The organism is Chryseobacterium jejuense (assembly GCF_017877355.1).
Lineage (GTDB): Bacteria > Bacteroidota > Bacteroidia > Flavobacteriales > Weeksellaceae > Chryseobacterium > Chryseobacterium jejuense_A.
On the sequence record NZ_JAGIPR010000002.1, the window covers coordinates 481,250 to 499,188 of the forward strand.

Annotated in this window: 19 protein-coding genes; 10 read left to right on the forward strand and 9 right to left on the reverse strand. The window is 35.9% G+C overall.

From position 1 onward, the window contains the following. The first annotated feature begins 90 nt into the window (after window positions 1-90). From J2772_RS05910 to J2772_RS05950, 9 genes are all read left to right on the forward strand, one after another. The gene (locus J2772_RS05910; protein WP_209914346.1) at window positions 91-2,196 is read left to right on the forward strand and encodes a TonB-dependent receptor plug domain-containing protein; all 2,106 of its coding nucleotides are present in this window, start codon (window positions 91-93) and stop codon (window positions 2,194-2,196) included. 11 nt (window positions 2,197-2,207) lie between these two features. Next, window positions 2,208-3,326 (forward strand): HmuY family protein, encoded by a 1,119-nt coding sequence (locus J2772_RS05915; RefSeq protein ID WP_209914349.1) that lies wholly within the window; start codon window positions 2,208-2,210, stop codon window positions 3,324-3,326. 47 nt (window positions 3,327-3,373) lie between these two features. Beyond that, entirely contained in the window at window positions 3,374-4,252 is an 879-nt protein-coding gene (locus tag J2772_RS05920; RefSeq protein WP_209914352.1) for a hemin ABC transporter substrate-binding protein, read from the forward strand. Further along, a complete protein-coding gene (locus tag J2772_RS05925; protein ID WP_209914355.1) occupies window positions 4,236-5,276 on the forward strand; it encodes a FecCD family ABC transporter permease in 1,041 nt (346 codons plus the stop codon). Before J2772_RS05920 ends, J2772_RS05925 begins: the two co-directional genes overlap by 17 nt. Next, window positions 5,277-6,050 (forward strand): heme ABC transporter ATP-binding protein, encoded by a 774-nt coding sequence (locus J2772_RS05930; protein WP_209914358.1) that lies wholly within the window; start codon window positions 5,277-5,279, stop codon window positions 6,048-6,050. It abuts the gene before it with no gap. A 2-nt stretch (window positions 6,051-6,052) separates the two neighbouring features. Further along, a complete protein-coding gene (locus J2772_RS05935; protein ID WP_209914360.1) occupies window positions 6,053-6,703 on the forward strand; it encodes a class I SAM-dependent methyltransferase in 651 nt (216 codons plus the stop codon). 4 nt (window positions 6,704-6,707) lie between these two features. After that, complete coding sequence (locus J2772_RS05940; RefSeq protein ID WP_209914363.1) at window positions 6,708-7,736, forward strand: hemin-degrading factor; 1,029 nt, start codon at window positions 6,708-6,710, stop codon at window positions 7,734-7,736. Between the two features lie 138 nt (window positions 7,737-7,874). Then, window positions 7,875-8,747, forward strand: a complete 873-nt coding sequence (locus tag J2772_RS05945) for a ChaN family lipoprotein (RefSeq protein WP_209914367.1) — start codon at window positions 7,875-7,877, stop codon at window positions 8,745-8,747. Window positions 8,748-9,314: 567 nt separating this feature from the next. Then, window positions 9,315-9,944, forward strand: coding sequence for a peptide deformylase (locus J2772_RS05950; RefSeq protein WP_209914369.1), 630 nt, complete (start codon window positions 9,315-9,317; stop codon window positions 9,942-9,944). A gap of 302 nt (window positions 9,945-10,246) precedes the next feature. Here the strand turns inward: J2772_RS05950 and J2772_RS05955 are convergent, their stop codons facing one another. From J2772_RS05955 to J2772_RS05965, 3 genes are read right to left on the reverse strand one after another with little or no spacing between them, the layout of a single operon-like run. Beyond that, a complete protein-coding gene (locus J2772_RS05955) occupies window positions 10,247-10,672 on the reverse strand; it encodes an organic hydroperoxide resistance protein (RefSeq protein WP_209914372.1) in 426 nt (141 codons plus the stop codon). Then, the gene (locus J2772_RS05960; protein ID WP_209914375.1) at window positions 10,672-11,106 is read right to left on the reverse strand and encodes a MarR family winged helix-turn-helix transcriptional regulator; all 435 of its coding nucleotides are present in this window, start codon (window positions 11,104-11,106) and stop codon (window positions 10,672-10,674) included. Before J2772_RS05960 ends, J2772_RS05955 begins: the two co-directional genes overlap by 1 nt. Window positions 11,107-11,136: 30 nt before the next feature. Further along, window positions 11,137-11,769, reverse strand: coding sequence for an NAD(P)H-dependent oxidoreductase (locus J2772_RS05965; protein ID WP_209914379.1), 633 nt, complete (start codon window positions 11,767-11,769; stop codon window positions 11,137-11,139). 485 nt (window positions 11,770-12,254) lie between these two features. On the opposite strand from J2772_RS05965, the gene J2772_RS05970 reads away from it, so the two are divergent. Next, the gene (locus J2772_RS05970; protein ID WP_209914381.1) at window positions 12,255-13,010 is read left to right on the forward strand and encodes an SDR family oxidoreductase; all 756 of its coding nucleotides are present in this window, start codon (window positions 12,255-12,257) and stop codon (window positions 13,008-13,010) included. An 18-nt stretch (window positions 13,011-13,028) separates the two neighbouring features. Here J2772_RS05970 and J2772_RS05975 read toward each other — a convergent pair whose 3' ends face one another. The 6 genes from J2772_RS05975 to J2772_RS06000 form a co-directional block, all read right to left on the reverse strand. Then, a complete protein-coding gene (locus J2772_RS05975) occupies window positions 13,029-13,340 on the reverse strand; it encodes a hypothetical protein (protein WP_209914384.1) in 312 nt (103 codons plus the stop codon). Between the two features lie 69 nt (window positions 13,341-13,409). Beyond that, a complete protein-coding gene (locus J2772_RS05980) occupies window positions 13,410-14,369 on the reverse strand; it encodes a protein-glutamine glutaminase (RefSeq protein WP_209914387.1) in 960 nt (319 codons plus the stop codon). 193 nt (window positions 14,370-14,562) lie between these two features. After that, a complete protein-coding gene (gene lipB / locus J2772_RS05985) occupies window positions 14,563-15,291 on the reverse strand; it encodes a lipoyl(octanoyl) transferase LipB (RefSeq protein WP_045495090.1) in 729 nt (242 codons plus the stop codon). Window positions 15,292-15,322: 31 nt separating this feature from the next. Further along, window positions 15,323-16,057 (reverse strand): tryptophan synthase subunit alpha, encoded by a 735-nt coding sequence (gene trpA / locus J2772_RS05990; protein WP_209914391.1) that lies wholly within the window; start codon window positions 16,055-16,057, stop codon window positions 15,323-15,325. 61 nt (window positions 16,058-16,118) lie between these two features. Then, window positions 16,119-17,297, reverse strand: a complete 1,179-nt coding sequence (gene trpB / locus J2772_RS05995; protein ID WP_209914394.1) for a tryptophan synthase subunit beta — start codon at window positions 17,295-17,297, stop codon at window positions 16,119-16,121. Window positions 17,298-17,301: 4 nt separating this feature from the next. Continuing rightward, window positions 17,302-17,847 carry a GNAT family N-acetyltransferase gene (locus J2772_RS06000; protein ID WP_209914396.1) on the reverse strand — a complete coding sequence of 182 codons (546 nt, stop codon included), beginning with the start codon at window positions 17,845-17,847 and terminating at the stop codon, window positions 17,302-17,304. Window positions 17,848-17,939: the final 92 nt, after the last annotated feature.

Genomic DNA, 17,939 nt, shown 5'->3' on the forward strand with positions numbered 1-17,939 from the left:
ATATTTATTTAGAATTATTATACAAAAGTATATATTTATTTTTAATCATTCTAAATAAAAAGTTTTATATTTGTCGAAATTTTTACCCTTATGAAGAAGAAAGTGCTTTCCGTTCTGTCATTATCCATTGCTTTTTGGATGAATGCACAAGAAAAGGATTCTCTTAATCAAAAGAAAGTTGAAGAAGTTGTTATTACAGGGCAGTATAAACAACAATCTATCAATAAATCTATATATAAAGTGGATGTCATAGATGCCACACAGATCAAAAATATGGCAGCTGCCAATGTTGCTGATGTTTTAAATCAAAGTCTTAACATTCAGGTTACTCCGGATTCCAAATCAGGAAATTCTACCGCCAATATCATGGGACTTGATGGGGATTATGTAAAGATTCTGATAGACAATATTCCGATGGTAGGAGATACAGGATTGGGCAGTAATATTGACCTTACAAAAATTGCTTTAAGTAATATTGAGCGTATTGAGATTGTAAAGGGAAGTATGGGAGTAGAATACGGAAATGGTGCTGTAGCAGGGGTAATTAATATCATTACGAAGAAAAACAATACAAAGAAGGTGAGTGTAAGAGGTTCACTTCAGGAAGAAACAGTAAGGAACAATTATGATCTTAAGAAAAGAGGGCAAGGAAGACATATTCAGAATCTGAATGTTGATTATAATATTAATAAGGAATGGTTTGCCAATGTGAACTTCAATCATAACCAATTTATGGGATATGAAGGAAATAGTGAAGGGTATAAATATTTTGGACAGGATGGTAGAAGAGGATATGAATGGAATCCAAAAGATCAGTACGAATCTTCCGCATTGATAAGATATTCAAAGGATAAAACAACATTTTTTTATAAGATGTCTTACTTGAAAGAGAATTTCAATTTCTACAATCCGGAGGTTAGCAGACGTCCGCTGAATGATGGATTGGGGGGAGTAGAATATGAAAGCAGGGATAGAAAATACAATACACATCGTTGGGTTCATCAGTTCAATATTCAGACTAACCTTGGACATATACGATATATGGGGGATTTCTCTTACCAAAATCAGGATAGGAAATATTTTGACTACAATTATGATATTCCGAACAGAACCATCAAGAGCCAACAAGAAGAAAAATCTTATTATAAAACAGATGTGATTTATTCAAGAGGGATGTTTAGTAATTTCCTTGATAGTAAAACTTTTGATTTCCAGCTTGGTTATGAATTGGATTATACCAGTGGATATGCTGCACTGATTGCCGGAGATTTCTTTGAAGAGGCAGTGAAAAGAAAAATTTTCACCTATTCCAACTTCCTTTCCGCAGAATGGAATATCTCAGATCGTTTTTCTGTGAGACCAGGGGTAAGACTTTCTTTAAGTGAGAACTTTGAGAATCAGTATAATTATTCCCTTTCTGCAAGATATAAAACTTCTGAAAATTCAAACCTGAGAGCGATCGTAGGATCTGCAAACCGTTTTCCAAAATATGATGAGCTGTATACCTATTTCGTTAATCTTAACCATGATATACAGGGAAATGCAGACTTAAAACCAGAAACCGGGTTTTCAGTAGGAGCATTCTGGGATCAGAACTTTACAACAACTAATGACTGGAGAATTGGCTATAGCGTAGATGCATTATATCTTGACGTACGTGACAGAATTGATATGATGATCATCAAAGAACCTTCTACTTATAAATATATGAATATCAATAAGTATAAGAACATGTTGTTATCAGCTAATGTAGACTTCAGAAAAGATCAGTTTGCTTTTTCCATAAGAGGATCGGTAAATGGGAGATCCATTTCGATGAATGAAGTAACGAATGATTCTGCTGATGACTTCCAATATATTATGCAGGCAGGAGCCTCTGCCACCTATAAACTGAAAAATACAGACACTAACTTCTCACTTTACTACAAATATACAGGAGAGGATAGACTTTATGTTGCAGATGCAGCGGGTGGTGTGCGTCTTGGGAAAACAGATTCGTTCCATATGATGGATTTCATTGTAAGCCAGCCTTTCTGGAACAACCATTTTGAGATTTCTGCAGGAGTTAAAAATATCTTTGATGTAACTAGTGTAAAATCTACTGCTCTTCCTGGATCATCTCATACTGCAGCTTCCGGAACAATTAATTTATACTATGGCAGAAGCTATTTTGCAAGACTAATGTTTCAATTTTAAATAACAGTATTATGAAGTATTTAAAAATAGTATCTCTCCTTTCCATTATGGCTGCTACACAGTCATGTCTTTCTGCTGATGAAGATCCTGTGGCGGTTCGCCCTATGACGGGATCTGAAGTAAATGTTGCAGTAGGTGGAGCTACAGAACCTAACCAGGTTTGGATTGATTTAAGTGATCATGATAAGCCAAGTGTCAATAAAAGAACAGATTGGGATCTTGGATTTTATTCCGGAGATGATTTCCGGGTAATTATCAATGGTTCTTTGGCAATGACTGTTATTAAGATTCCTGATGCTACAGATCTTAATAAAGTAAAGGAGGTTAATGTTGCAAGTTTAAAGGAAATTGCCCAGGTGGGAACTTTTGATGCTGAAAATCTGAAATATATTGATAATCCAAATGGTAATTTCCTGACACAGACTTCAGGTATTGAGACTATTAAGGAAAACGATGCTGACAATCCGATTTATCTGGTTAATATGGGTAGAGAAATACCTGCTGTGGGTAGTATAGCACCAGGATCTGTAGCATTATCCGGAGATGAGAGAGGCTGGAAAAAAATTCAGATTGTAAGAGCTCCAAACGGCTACAAAATCCGCTATGCTGATTTAAATGCTGATAACGCAAATATTAAAGAATATATCATTACCAAAGATCCTGAATACAACTTTACATTCTTTAATCTTAAAACAGCTTCTCCTGTAAAAATTCAGCCTAAAAAGAAAAACTGGGATCTGGTATTTACCACATTTACCAATGAAGTGTTCATGGGTCCTGGAAACAGTGCAGGAAGTTATTTCTATGCAGACTTTATTGCAACCAATACCCTTAATGGAGTAGGTGCTTATCAGGTAAATGTAACGGGAAGCTTGGATGAAGCGTACAGTGCATTCAAACTAAAAGATGTAGATGCTTCCAAATTTGTTTTTAATGACCACAGAGCCATCGGGGATAAATGGAGAACTACTACCGGAACAGCTGCAAATCCAGTTCCTTTTGTATATTCAGATCGTTTCTTTGTATTGAAAGATGCTGAAGGGTTCTATTTTAAGCTGAGATTCAATACCATGAAAGACAGTAAAACAGGTGAACGTGGCTTTACTAATTTTGAATTTGAACCCTTATAAAAAGTCAGATAATTATATCAGAATTTAGAAAAATAAAATATATATCTATGAAGAAATTTATCCTTGCAGCTTCTGTTCTTGTAGCAGTGTATTCATGCAAAAAAGAAGAAGGTGTTAAAAAAGAAAATACAACGGAAGCTACTTCTGAAGCTCCAAAAAGCAATAATAAAATTGTAACCCTAAGCGGCGGAATTACAGAGATTGTAACTGCTTTAGGTCACGAAAAAGAAATCGTTGGAACAGATGTTACAAGTACTTATCCGGCAAGTTTAAAAGCTACAGCTAAGGATCTTGGACATGTAAGATCTATGACTATTGAACCGATTATGGCCGTAAGCCCTACTTTAATTCTGGCTTCAGATAAAGATATCAACCCGGAATTATTAGGAAAAATCAAGACATCAGGGATCAAAACTGAAGTTTTCAAACAGGAATATACCGTTGAAGGAACTAAAAAACTGATTGAAGAGGTAGCCAAAGCAGTAGGGAATACAGATTATCAGAAACTGAATGATAAAATAGATGCTGATCTGAAGCAGATTCAGCCTCTTACTAAAAAACCAAAAGTATTATTCATTTATGCAAGAGGAAATATGCTGATGGTAGCAGGTAAAAATACCCCAATGGCCTCTTTAATTAACCTTGCAGGTGCAGAAAACGCAGTTAATGACTTTGAAGATTTCAAACCATTAACACCGGAAGCAGTTGTAAAAGCTAATCCTGATGTATTGTTCTTCTTTGAAACAGGATTACAAGGAGCAGGTGGAAATGAAGGAGCATTGAAGATGCCGGGAGTTTCCCAGACAAACGCCGGAAAAAATAAGAAGATCATCGCAATGGATGGAGGGTTAGTGTCAGGTTTTGGACCGAGACTAGGAGAAGCAGCAGTTGGATTAAACAAACTTTTAATTGAAAACACAAAGTAAATTATATTTTTACCTTACTATAAGTACCATATTTCTGGTAATTCTGGCAATTTCGGCACTTTATATCGGCGTTTATGATTTTAACGGAGTGTCACCGTTTACCATTTTGGGACAGTATATTAAAGGAGAACCCCAATTGTCACTTAGTGATAAATATGTAATCTGGGATGTAAGAAGTTCCAGAATTGTAATGGCCATTTTAATAGGAAGTATGCTGGCTGTATCCGGAACCACATTACAAGGATTGTTCAAAAACCCGCTGGCAACAGGGGAGGCAATAGGTTTAACATCAGGAGCTACATTATTAGCGGCATTTGCCATTGTGCTGGGCGGGCATTTTAAACAGTATCTTCCTGAAGTAATCCAGTTTTCATTAGTAGGTATTTCTGCTTTTATAGGAGCTTTGCTAGCTATGATGCTGGTGTACAGAATCTCTACAAGCGCCGGAAAAACAAATGTGGTAATGATGTTGTTGAGTGGAGTTGCAATCACGTCCATAGGGTTCTCCATTACCGGATTTCTAATTTATATTTCAAAGGATGAACAGTTAAGAGACCTTTCATTCTGGAATATGGGAAGTCTTGCAGCAGCAACGTGGACGAAGAATATTGTTCTGGCAGTAGTGATTGTTATTTCCTATACTATTTTGCTTCCGAAGGGAAAAGCATTGAATGCAATGATGTTAGGAGAGAAAGATGCACAGCATTTAGGAGTTAATGTAGAAAAACTGAAAAAGCAGATTGTGATTATTACATCACTGATGATAGGAACCTCTGTGGCATTTTCAGGGACAATCGGTTTTGTAGGTCTTATTGTGCCTTATATTTTAAGACTTTTATTCAAATCGAATTATGTCTTCATTCTGCCGTTGTCGGCGGTGTTGGGAAGTATTCTGCTTTTAATTGCAGATACCATCAGCAGAAGCATTGTGGCTCCATCAGAATTACCGATCGGTATTTTAACCTCCTTGATCGGCGGACCAATTTTTATTGCTATTTTAATTAAATTTAAAAAATCACTCTAAATGATAAAAGCACATCAGATCAATTATCTTCACAAGGATTTTAAAATTCTTGATAGCGTTGATGTCTCTTTGGATTACGGAGAGTTTTTGGCAATCGTTGGCCCGAACGGAGCAGGGAAATCAAGCCTTCTCAGCGTATTAGCCAATGAAGTAAAGCAAGGGAAATCTAAAATTTTATTTAAAGATAGATCCATTGCTGACTGGGGAATAAAAGAGCTGTCTCAACACAGGGCTAAGTTCTCGCAGCACAATTCCAATGAAATTCCTCTGCAGGTAAAAGATGTTGTGATGATGGGAAGGTATCCTTACTTTGATGCCCAACCCGGAAAGGAAGATCTGGAAGCTATGAATAATATGATGTATGAAACTGATGTTTTTCATCTGAAAGACAGGGATTACAATACCTTATCCGGAGGAGAGAAACAACGTGTTCACCTTTCTAGAGTGATGGCCCAGCTTCAGAATGGAATTGCTCACAAGATGGTTTTTATGGATGAACCTCTGAATAATCTGGATATAAAGCATCAGTACAAAGCACTGGAAATTATAAAAAACTTTACTAAAAAAGCCAATAGTGCGATCGTTGTTTTACATGATTTGAATCTTGCCGCTCAGTTTGCAGATAAGATTTTGCTTATGAAATCAGGAAAAGTGTCTGCTTATGGAACTCCGGATGAAGTTTTTACTTCCGAAAATATAAGTAAGGCTTACAATTTTCCTTGTACTATTTGTGGACATCCTATTACCAATAACCCAATGATCATTTTTGGATAACCATGAAAAAAGAAGAATTAAAAATCCTGGCACAGAATCTAGCCAATCCTCAGGGAGAAAAAGGCGTAGAGATTGGTGAAATGATGAATGCCACTAACATCGGTATGACGTTAGAAAGTATCAGAACTCTTTTGATAGAAGACGATGAGAATATCCTTGAGATAGGACATGGAAATGCAGACCACGTAAAAAGTATTTTGAACCTGGCTACTGGGTTGAAATACACAGGGGTTGATATTTCTGAAACCATGCATCTGGAAGCCAAAAGACTGAATCAGAAGTTTGAAGATCAGGCAGATTTTGTACTGTATGAAGGGAAAGTACTTCCTTTTGCAGATAAGACTTTTGATAAAATATTTACCGTAAATACGGTTTATTTCTGGGAAGATCCTGTTGGTTTTTTAAATGAAACTTACAGGGTTTTAAAAGATGAGGGATCTTTTGTTTTAACTTTTGGTCAAAGAGATTTCATGGAGAAACTGCCTTTTACAGCCTATAATTTTAAGCTTTATAATAATGATGAAATGGAAGAACTGGTTTCTAAAAGTCATTTTAAAAGAATGAAAACTTCAGAAAGAGAAGAAAAAATAAAAAGCAAAACAGGAAACGAAACAATACAAAGAATCTATACAATTTTAACTATAAAAAAATAAAATAATGAGCATATTAGTGAATGATTTAAAGGAAAAATGGGAAGCTCTGAAAGCTGAAAATCCACATGTAAGAATAAGAAATGCAGCAGCACAATTTGGAGTAAGTGAAGCTGAATTATTGGTAACAGGTATAGGAGAAGGAGTAACAGTTCTGAACCCTGACTTTCCGGGAATTCTTACAGAGGCAGAGAAATTAGGAAAAGTAATGGCTCTTACCCGTAATGATGAGTGTGTTCATGAAAGAAAAGGAATTTACCAAAACGGAGATTTCAGCAGTCCCCACGCCCAGCTTTTCGTAGGTGAAGATATTGATCTTAGAATTTTCCTTAACCACTGGAAGTTCGCATTTGCAGTAGTAGAGGGAGATAAGAAAAGCCTTCAGTTCTTTGGAAAAGACGGATTGGCGCTGCATAAAATCTACTTAACTAAAAACAGTGATGAGGCTGCTTTCGATGCTATCGTAGGAAAATTTAAAGCTGAAGAGCAAAACCACGCTTTCACCTTTGAAGCCGTAGCTCCAAAACAAGCAGAAAAGCCGGATGCGGAAATAGATGTTGAAGGATTCAAAAAAGCATGGACAGAATTAAAAGATACACATGATTTCTTCATGATGACGAGAAAATTTGGGGTAAGCAGAACTCAGGCTTTAAGATTGGCCCCGGAAGGATTTACCCAGAAAATTGATAACTCAAAAGTTGTCAACATCCTTGAAGAAGCTTCAGAAAAGGGTACACCAATTATGGTTTTCGTTGGAAACAGAGGAATTATTCAGATTCATACCGGAAATGTAAAGAAAACCCTTTGGCACCAGCAATGGTTCAATGTAATGGATCCTGATTTTAATTTACACCTGGATGTTACCAAAATTGCAGAAGCATGGATTGTGAAAAAACCAACTGAAGACGGAGAAGTTACCGCTATCGAAGTATTCAATAAAGAAGGAGATTTCATTGCTCAGTTCTTTGGAAAAAGAAAACCAGGAATTCCTGAACTTCAGGAATGGAAAGATCTTGTAGCAACTCTTGAACAATAAGTAATTAGATGATTTTAAGGGGGCCGTTTTGTTTGTAATATTCAAAGCGGTCTTTTTCTTTTAGATTTTGGAAGGCATTGTAAAAAGCCCCAAAATATTACGTAATTTATGGTTAAATTAAAATAGAAAAGATAAACAATGAAGAATATTTTGATAGCAATTTTGCTGACGGGTTTCTGTTCACTCAATGCACAGAACTTTAAAGCGTATCAGTTTTACGACCAAAAGGGTAAAGAGATAAAAACAGATAAATTGGTTAAGGAATTGGCAGATTATGATGTAGTTTTCTTTGGAGAAAATCATAACAGTTCAATCAATCACTGGCTTCAGCTTAAAATAACAGAAGCTTTGTATGAAAAGAAAAACGGACAGCTTATTCTGGGCGCTGAAATGTTTGAAAGAGATAATCAGGCTCAGCTGAACCAATATTTAAACGGAAAATTTGATGCGAAAACATTGAAAGACTCTGCCCGTTTATGGAATAATTATGCAACAGACTACAAACCGCTGGTAGATTTTGCTAAAAATAAAAAGCTGAGCTTCATTGCAACAAATATTCCGAGAAGATACGCCTCACAAACAGCAAAAGAAGGAATTGAATCTTTGAATAAATTAAGTGATAAAGAAAAAACATACATTGCTCAGTTACCCATCAAAGTAACTTTGGATACCCCAGGATATCTTGAAATGAAGGCGATGATGGGAGATCATGCAGAAGGGACTAAAGTGATGAACTTTATCTCTGCACAGGCTACAAAAGATGCTACCATGGCTGAATCTATCCTGAAAAATATTCAGGCAGGAAAAACCTTTATTCATTATAACGGTAATTATCACAGCAAAGAATTTGGCGGAACCTATTGGTATATCAAACAGAAAAATCCAAATTTAAAGATGGCAGTAATTTCTGTTTTTGAATCGGAAGATTCTGAACTGAAAGTTCCTTCAAAAGACTATATTCCAACGGAATTCAATCTTGTTATTCCTGGTGATATGACGAAGACTTTTTAATTTTGTTTCTTGATGATTGCGAAAATTTGAACCATTAAGATTTTTGAGAGATGAAGAAAAGTTAAGAAAACAGCTAAAGCTATTTGTTTAGCAATACCTTAAATTCATCTTGGATGAAGCTTAACTTACCTTAAAATATTTATTTTCTTAATGGTTTAAAATCCTTTCTTTTTTATATCTCAAAGATCACACTGATTTTGCAGGGTTTTTAAATATAATCTTTGTCATTCCGTAGGAATCTAGCCTTATATTTTAACCTTATTGTGTTGGTAATTTTCTGAATTAAAGGATGTTGTATGGTTTATTTCGGTTATGGAAACAACTGCTATCAGAAAAATATCAAATTCAAGAGGAACGGGTAACCCCTGAGCGTAGTCGAAGGGTAGCCCGTTCTTTCTTTATATAAAGATTCCAATGTCTTTAGCCAAAATCTTAATAACCACATTATAAAATTAAAGAGCTAACAGTAACCCCCAGCCTCACTCTTCCATCTTACCGCCTTAAAACGCCAACATCATTACCCATTTTCACCCAACAATCTCTACCTTTGTACTACATTCGGTTTGTATGAAAAAAATATCCATTCTATTTATACTTTTTGTAGGGCTGCTTAATGCCCAGAAATTAACATCTGATGAACTGTCTATTATCAATCAGGGGAATGCAGATTCAGCGTTACCGATCTATCAGACTACCGATACTCATCAGCATAAAACCTTACTGAGTCTTTCTTCGGAAATCAATCCGACCGATCCAAGTACTGCTGTTCTGGTGAAAAGAATGAAGGAATCTCTTCTTTCAACCGATGGTGGAGTAGGTATTGCAGCTCCACAGGTGGGAATCAACAGAAAAGTAATTTGGGTACAACGCTTTGACAAAGAAGGAACTCCTTTGGAATACTTTATCAATCCGGTGATTGTATGGCGGTCTGATTTACAGAACTTGGGACCTGAAGGAGATCTATCAATTCCTGATTTCAGAGACCAATTTTACAGAAGTAAAGTCATTCAACTGGAATATGTAGATTTGAAAGGGCAGAAATATTCAGAAATTGTAGAAGGCTTCACCGCTGTGATCTTCCAGCACGAAATTGATCACCTTTTCGGAATTTTAATTTCCGATAAAAAAGAAAAAGAGAAAAACGATTCTTACAAAAAGGTAGAGGCCTACCAGAAAAGTGATCTGAATAAGAGATAAAACTTAATATGAGTAATGAGTAATGAGTAATGAGTAATGAGGTGCCAGCTAGACAGAATGCTTCATCGAATCGATGTATCGATTGCCTCTTTGCTCACTTAAAAATAAAACATTACGAAAATCAAACTTTGCGTTTAAGAAAACACAAATTACACTAATGCTTAGCACAAATCACACAAATTTTGCATTGAGAATATCCACAATCATCAGTGTTCATCAGAGAAAATCTGTGGTTAAAATAAAAAATGAGCTGTTTTTGAAATAAAAACAGCTCATTTTAATATAATTATAAAAAAATTGGATTAATCATTGTTGGTTACAGAAAGCTTAACCTCAATATTGTTTCTTGTTGCATTAGAATAAGGGCAAATCTGATGCGCTTTCTCCGTTAAAGACTGAGCTTCTTCAATAGAAACTCCCGGAATATTAACATCTAATTCCACTGCTAATCCAAAACCTCCGTTTTCAATTTGTCCTATGCTTACCTGAGCTGCAACAGTTGTTTCACCTGTTTTTACTTTAGCCAGACTAATCACTCTGTTCAAAGCACTATCAAAGCATGCTGAATATCCGGCTGCAAATAGCATTTCAGGATTTGTGAAGTCATCATTGGCTCCACCTAATGCTTTTGGCATTTTTACTTCAAGGTCCAGCACTCCGTTTTCACTTTTTACATGACCATTTCTTCCGCCTGTAGCAGTGACTTTTGTTGTATATAACGTTTTCATTATTTTTCTATTTTTTTTAGTATTTTTAAAACTGTTTCTTTGAGCTCCAACAGTTCTTCAGGCTGTATCCCGATCTTTTCCTGGATCTTACCCGGAATTTCGCAGGCCTTTTTCTGAAGCTGTTTTCCGGCTTCGGCTAGAAATACTTCAACAACTCTTTCGTCCTCTTTTTTACGTTTTCTTATGATAAATCCTTTTGTCTCCAGTCTTTTAAGAAGGGGAGTCAGTGTTCCACTATCCAGAAACAGTTTTTCTCCGATATGAGTTACGGTAAGTCCGTCTCCATTCCATAATATCATCATGACGAGGTATTGTGGATAAGTGATGTCCAGTTCATCAAGAAAAGGTCGGTATAGACCGGTGATCTCCTTAGCAATGACATATAACGGGAAACAGATCTGGTTTTCTAATTTTGGGGTATTTGAATGTTCCATAAGATTGAATACGAAAGATTCGTGAAGGTATTACTTTTTAATGATAAACTCATCCATTGAAATACGGACTTTTTTCATAGAAGACAGCCAGTCATTGGCTTCGTCGCGGTATCCAAGGTATAAAAGACTTACACTTTTTAAGCCTAATTCTTTTAATCCCAGTATTTCATCTACCACTTCATTACTGAACCCTTCTGCCGGAGTGCTGTCAATTTTAAGTTCAGCAGCCTGGGCAAGAGCAATTCCTAAAGCAATATAAGTCTGGCGGGCAGTGTGTGCAAAGTGCTGTTCAGGAGTTTGCGCTCCATACATCTCTTTGATTTTATCTGTATAACTTCCAAAACGTCCTCTTGGAAGATCTCTTACATCAGTATGATGATCGTATACTTTGTCAATTTTTTCATTAGAATAGCTGTCCCAGGCAGCAAATACCAAAACATGAGAAGAATCTCTCATTACTTCCGGGTTTAGAGCTCCGGCAACCATTTTATCTTTTAATTCCTGATTCTCTACTACAATAATACGGAAAGGCTGTAGTCCTGATGAAGTAGGAGCCAGTCTTGCTGCTTCCAGGATCGTATTTAAATCTTCGTTTGATACTTTTTTAGTTGGGTCATAAGCTTTTACGGCATGTCTCCAGTTTAAGTCTTCTATTAATGACATTTTCTTTTATTTTAAATTAAACTATTTGATGATTATTTATTTCCAAATTTTACTTTGTGATCAATTAACTATGCAAATATACAAGCAATTAAATTGTGTGCAATTTAATTTTGAAAGATTTTATTGATAACTATTATTTATTTTATAAAAAATATATAAATAACCTGAGTTCTGGATAAGACATTTCTGTTTTTAGTAAGTAAGGAAGCCTGGAGCTGGGAGAGGGAATTGAGTTGAGGTTGAGAAAACCACTTACAACCCTGTCATTTATTATTCCTTTAAAGACTGCTTCATCAAATTTTAGGGTAACGTCAGAAATTGTAGCTCCGATAGTAACTTCCAGCCTCTCTCTTCCAGTCTATTATCCTTAATTTTCTTATCCCGGACTCAGGTTAGGTAGATTTTTGTTTTTTTTCAGCATGTTTCGGATTTTTTTCCATCATAGGGATTCCAATCTTTGTATTAGAATTTTAAAACTAAAAACAATGCAGAGATTTAAAAACAAAACAGTAATTATTACTGGTGGAACTAACGGAATGGGTTTAGCTACCGCTCAGAAGTTCATAGAAGAGGGCGGGCGTGTTATTATCAGCGGCCGAAGTGAAGAAACAGTTAACAATGCTTTGGAGAGATTAGGAGAAAATGCTTTTGGAATTATTTCCGATGCAGGCAACATGAAGGACTTACTGAATTTACAGCATGAGGTTAGAAAATATACAGAACAAATTGATGTTATTTTTGCCAATGCTGGGTATGGAAAATTTGCTCCGGTAGAAAATGTTGATGAAAACCAATTTGATGAACTCTTCAATGTTTTAGTAAAAGGACCTTTTTTCACTGTCCAGCAGTTGCTGCCATTGATGAAAACAGGAAGTTCAGTTATTTTTAATACTTCTGTTGCTACAGAGATTGCCATGAACAGTTTTTCAGTATATTCTGCAGCGAAATCAGCAGTGCAGTCTTTCATTAAAACGTTTGCGGTAGAATTTACAGAACGCGGAATTCGGGTGAATGGGGTAAGTCCGGGGCATATCAAAACCAATATTTTTCATAATACGGGTTTGGGGCCAGAGCAAATTGAAGCTGCGGTTCAGGATATTATTCCTACAATACCTTTTAAAAGACAGGGCAATCCTGAGGAAATTGCCAGTGTAGTCCTGTTCCTTGCATCAGAAGAGGCTTCTTATATTCATGGTGCAGAAATCAAGGTAGATGCAGGAATTTCTGTAATAAGATCATAGATTGAGATCATGTAAAGCTTACTTCACCTCATTGATTTGTTTGATGATATTGGTTTTACTTTCAATACCAATATTATAGGTTTTACCATTTTTAAAACTCAGATTAACCTTTTCCATTAATGCTTTATAATCAGAAGATTTTTTTGAAAGATAAAAGACCTGAGCACTTATTCCTATGGCTACACGTACAACTTCTTCCGGTTTATCCGGATCTTCAAGGATGTTGTTGATAGTAGCATTATTATACCAGGTTAATTTCTGGGATTCAGGGTTAGAAGAACAGGATGTAATCATGGTAAACAGTAATAATAAATAAGTCCAGACTTTCATAATAATAAGTTATTGAGTAAAAAGCTCCTGCAATATAAAAATAAATGCAGGAGCTCTATAAAAATTTAGTTAGAATCCGCAATGTGCAGTACTAGGTACCGAAGCAAAACAGCCTGAAAGAGCTGAGAATGCTGTTAATGTACAATTGGTATTAACCAGATTGTTATCATATAATAAAGATCCTGATGGACTTCTGTAGTAAACATTTCCTGCTGTATTAGCATAAGAAGAAACAGAAGTAGAGCCACAAGTAGAGTTGGTACACGCCGCTCTCCATGCAGTATCAGTGATAGGACCTGTTGAATTTAGAGAAGGGTCAATAATTCTTTTTTCAACAACTCCAGATGCATTTTTAAAGCTTACCAATACAGCAACGTGATATACCCATGATACACAGCAAGTACCGGTAGAAGCTCTTAAATTACCATATACGAATTGTTTTTCACACTCATATCCGGCATTGTTTAAGATCTGTCTCATTTTGTGAGCTCTTGCATAACATCCGTCTACAGGAAATCTGAAAGTGATACAAGGAGAAGAAGCTGTAGAAGTTCCGCAAGATTGATTTTTGATCTGAGTAAATAAACTGTTTAAAGTCGCCAAGTTAGGAATAACACTCGTTAATTTTCTGTTTGCGCTGCCTTCTGCTTTTACTTCTTTAGTTAAAGCAGATTTAAAGAAGCGGATGTCTTCCAATGTTGGGCTTCCTACCTTCGCAATTTCATTGGAATTAGCTTTAAGGAAAATATGAACCGGAGATTCATTTTTTACGGCCTCGCTAATCATAGAAATATAAGCTTCGTTTTCCTTAGTGTCTTTAATTTCATAAGGCTGAGCTGAAAGGATAAAGGAAACTTTATATTTTCCGTCTTCTTTATCGAGTCCTACAGGAACAGTTCTTCCGAACTCTTTCATTGCAATTTCTTTAGATTGCGGATTTACAGTTTCCTGATTCGCACTGGAATCTGAACAGGAGTTGATGGACAGTACTGATACAAATACCATCAGGGATAGCAAAATTTTTTTCATAGTTCTCATATTTTGGTGGATAATGATTTTCTAAATAGCATCTTGTTTATTCACTATTTAGTGATAATAAAATTATGAAAAATTCAAATATATGCAAGTAATATTTTCAAAAAATAATTAATATTTAAAAATGATTCACAAAAAAATCCCTATGCATCGACTGCATAGGGATTATGATATTTAAAATTTATTTTTATTTGTAAATCAATTCTGCCTGGAATACATCTGCAAAATGTTTTCTGATTTTTGCTTTTATATCTTCCATTTCTTCCGGTGTTAACTCTCTTTCAAGTTCTCTTTTTAAAGAAGTAACCTGCTTATCCTTAATTCCACATGGAACAATGTATTCAAAGTAACGCATATCAGTATTCACATTCAGTGCGAAACCATGTAGCGTTACCCATCGGGAAGCTTTTACTCCCATTGCACAGATCTTTCTGGCATAAGGTTTCCCAACATCCAGCCATACACCGGTTTCTCCCTGGGAACGTTCTCCTTTAAGCCCGTATTCCCCAATAGTTCTGATGATAACTTCTTCAAGATTTCTCATATACAAATGAATATCTGTAAAGAAATTCTCAAGATCCAGAACTGGGTAACCCACAATCTGACCATAGCCATGATAGGTGATGTCTCCGCCACGGTTGGTTTTTACATACGTGGCTTCTATTTCCTTCAGTTTATCAATTCCGGCCAGCATATTTTCTTCATGTCCGCTTTTTCCTAAGGTATACACATGAGGATGCTCTACAAAAAGAAGGTGGTTCGGAGTAGTGATATGCTGTTCTGCAGGCAGGTCACGGTTCTTTATTTTAGTCTCAATAATATCTTTCATCAGTTTTTCCTGATAGTCCCAAGCGGGCTGATATTCTTTAACTCCTAAATCTTCAAATTCTACTGCTTTATTTTGATTTGTATTCATTTCAATTTTTGATATACAAATTTAGTGAATTTTAAGCTTTTATGGAATGGATAAAATCTATGGCATTTTTCTTCCAATCTTTATCCTGAAGCAAAACATTCACAAAGGCTGTTCCGATAATTCCTCCATCTGCTTTCTCCGTTACATTTACAAAATCTTCTTTTGATTTTATTCCGAAACCAATCATTACCGGGTTTTTAAGAGGTAGATCAGCCAATCTAGTCAGATAGTTTTCATTTTTTAAAACCGTATTTTCGTTTCCGGTAGTGGAAGATGAGCTTACTGCATACAGAAATCCTGAACTTAATGAATCCAGATACTGTATTCTATCATTCGAAGTTTCCGGAGTCACCAGAAATGTGAAATTAAGGTTGTGCTTTTTCAGAATATGCTGATAGTTTTTCTCAAATTCGATAGGAGGAAGGTCTGGAAGAATAAGCCCTGAAACTCCACTTTCCGAACATTCTTTACAGAATTTTTCAAAACCAAAGCTCAATACGGGATTGATGTATCCCATTAAAATAACCGGAACTTTTATTTCGTTTTTTATTGTTTTTAACTGAGAGAAAAGCTTTTCGATGGTCATCCCGTTTTGAAGGGCCAGTTCATGGGCTTTTTGAATTACAGGCCCATCTGCTACAGGATCAGAATAGGGCATTCCAATTTCAATCATGTCTGCTCCGGAAGCCTGGATCAGTTGTATAATGTCTGCAGTATTTTCCAGTTCCGGAATTCCTGCAGTGAAATATATATTTAGTTTCTTCATTTCTTTATAGTATAATATATAATGTACAATGTTGTACAAATAGAATAATAAATCAGATCGATTATAAATTTTTAAGATATGTTTCCATATCCTTATCTCCACGGCCGCTCAGGCAGATGACAACGATATCATCTTCTTTGAATTTCTTCTTGTCTAAAACAGCAAGAGCGTGAGAACTTTCCAAAGCAGGGATAATTCCTTCAAGTTTGGTGAGTTCAAAAGCACATTTTAGAGCTTCATCATCATTGATACTGAAAAACTCAGCTCTTTTTTCCTGAAATAAGTTGGCATGGAAAGGTCCTATTCCAGGATAATCAAGTCCTGCAGAGATGGAATGGGGTTCAATAACCTGTCCATATTCAGTTTGCATTACAAGACTTTTACTTCCGTGAAGCACTCCAAGAGTTCCTAAGAATGTAGTAGCAGCAGATTTCCCTGAGTCAACTCCAAGTCCTCCGGCTTCAGCAGCAATAATTTTTACTTCTTTTTCGTCTACAAAATGGTAAAATGTTCCGGCAGCATTACTTCCACCCCCTACACAGGCAATCACATAATCAGGATTTTCTCTTCCGATTTTCTCTTTAAGCTGTTCCTTGATTTCTTTTGAAATGATACTTTGAAATCTTGCTACAAGATCTGGGAAAGGGTGGGGCCCAACCACACTACCAATCACATAATGAGTAGTGACAGGGTGGTTGATCCAATCTCTTAAGGCTTCATTTACGGCATCCTTCAGCGTTTTTGATCCTGAAGTAGCTGCTATAACTTCTGCTCCTAACATCTTCATTCGGGCTACATTGGGTGCCTGTCTCTGAATATCGATTTCTCCCATGTAAACAATACATTCAAGACCAAGCAAAGCACATGCTGTTGCAGTGGCTACACCATGCTGCCCGGCTCCTGTTTCTGCGATAATTCTTGTTTTTCCAAGACGTTTTGCCAAAAGAACCTGCCCTAAAGCATTATTGATCTTATGAGCTCCGGTATGGTTAAGATCTTCGCGTTTTAAATAGATCTGGGTATGGTATTTTTCACTTAAATTTTTAGCAAAATATAGCGGTGTTGCTCTGCCTACATAATTTTTAAGCAAATCCTGATATTCATTCTGAAACTCTTCAGACTCAATAATTTCAAGATAATTCTTTTGAAGTTCTTCTACATTCGGATAAAGCATTTCGGGGATAAAAGCTCCTCCAAATTCTCCATAATATCCGTGTTCATCAGGGTTTTTATAATTCATTTCTTTATTCTTTAGTAATTAAATAAGCGTTATGTTGTGCACTCAAGCTACTGAGTTGTTCTTTTTCTTTTTGAGAAACATTAAAAATTAAAATATCATCATCTTCCGAATTGATCCATTCAGAACCTGCATGTTCCTTAATGGCTTTTGCCTTGTCATACAGAATTTCAATATTGCATTTTTCATAAAACGGACGAAGATTGGCGTGGCAGAAACCAATCGTTTCCAGATTTCTTTGGATAACATTTTCTTTAAACTTCTGTACCAATATTGCTCCATATCCTTTTTGCTTATGAGTAGCAACCAGTCCTACGGTTTCTGCAAAGGCATATTGATTTCCGGAAATCTCCAGTACAAAATCAAAATTGAGACGGAGAACTGCCAGAATCTCTGATTGCGAATCCAACAGAAAATGAAACTCCGAATCTTTAAAAAAGGTACGGAAATAAGGCCGTTTCATTGTATTCCATGCAGAAATATCCCATAGTTTTAGGATATGTTCAATATCGCTGTCTGTTAATTCATTAATTTGTTTAATCTGGTATTTCATGAATTTTTAATAATAATCAAAATTAATAAAGAGTCCCAACGGGACGATTTAACCGATAGCAAAGGATGAAATCCTTAGCTATAATCATTGTA

Excerpts from the sequence above, each read along its gene's own strand:
- J2772_RS05960 (WP_209914375.1), bottom strand. The coding sequence starts at position 11,106 with ATGGAACATTCAAATACCCCAAAATTAGAAAACCAGATCTGTTTCCCG.
- J2772_RS06000 (WP_209914396.1), bottom strand. The coding sequence starts at position 17,847 with ATGAAATACCAGATTAAACAAATTAATGAATTAACAGACAGCGATATT.
- J2772_RS05930 (WP_209914358.1), top strand. The coding sequence starts at position 5,277 with ATGATAAAAGCACATCAGATCAATTATCTTCACAAGGATTTTAAAATT.
- J2772_RS05915 (WP_209914349.1), top strand. The coding sequence starts at position 2,208 with ATGAAGTATTTAAAAATAGTATCTCTCCTTTCCATTATGGCTGCTACA.
- trpA (WP_209914391.1), bottom strand. The coding sequence starts at position 16,057 with ATGAAGAAACTAAATATATATTTCACTGCAGGAATTCCGGAACTGGAA.
- J2772_RS05945 (WP_209914367.1), top strand. The coding sequence starts at position 7,875 with ATGAAGAATATTTTGATAGCAATTTTGCTGACGGGTTTCTGTTCACTC.
- J2772_RS05940 (WP_209914363.1), top strand. The coding sequence starts at position 6,708 with ATGAGCATATTAGTGAATGATTTAAAGGAAAAATGGGAAGCTCTGAAA.
- trpB (WP_209914394.1), bottom strand. The coding sequence starts at position 17,297 with ATGAATTATAAAAACCCTGATGAACACGGATATTATGGAGAATTTGGA.
- J2772_RS05975 (WP_209914384.1), bottom strand. The coding sequence starts at position 13,340 with ATGAAAGTCTGGACTTATTTATTATTACTGTTTACCATGATTACATCC.
- J2772_RS05910 (WP_209914346.1), top strand. The coding sequence starts at position 91 with ATGAAGAAGAAAGTGCTTTCCGTTCTGTCATTATCCATTGCTTTTTGG.
- J2772_RS05980 (WP_209914387.1), bottom strand. The coding sequence starts at position 14,369 with ATGAAAAAAATTTTGCTATCCCTGATGGTATTTGTATCAGTACTGTCC.
- J2772_RS05965 (WP_209914379.1), bottom strand. The coding sequence starts at position 11,769 with ATGTCATTAATAGAAGACTTAAACTGGAGACATGCCGTAAAAGCTTAT.
- J2772_RS05970 (WP_209914381.1), top strand. The coding sequence starts at position 12,255 with ATGCAGAGATTTAAAAACAAAACAGTAATTATTACTGGTGGAACTAAC.
- lipB (WP_045495090.1), bottom strand. The coding sequence starts at position 15,291 with ATGAATACAAATCAAAATAAAGCAGTAGAATTTGAAGATTTAGGAGTT.
- J2772_RS05950 (WP_209914369.1), top strand. The coding sequence starts at position 9,315 with ATGAAAAAAATATCCATTCTATTTATACTTTTTGTAGGGCTGCTTAAT.
- J2772_RS05935 (WP_209914360.1), top strand. The coding sequence starts at position 6,053 with ATGAAAAAAGAAGAATTAAAAATCCTGGCACAGAATCTAGCCAATCCT.
- J2772_RS05955 (WP_209914372.1), bottom strand. The coding sequence starts at position 10,672 with ATGAAAACGTTATATACAACAAAAGTCACTGCTACAGGCGGAAGAAAT.
- J2772_RS05920 (WP_209914352.1), top strand. The coding sequence starts at position 3,374 with ATGAAGAAATTTATCCTTGCAGCTTCTGTTCTTGTAGCAGTGTATTCA.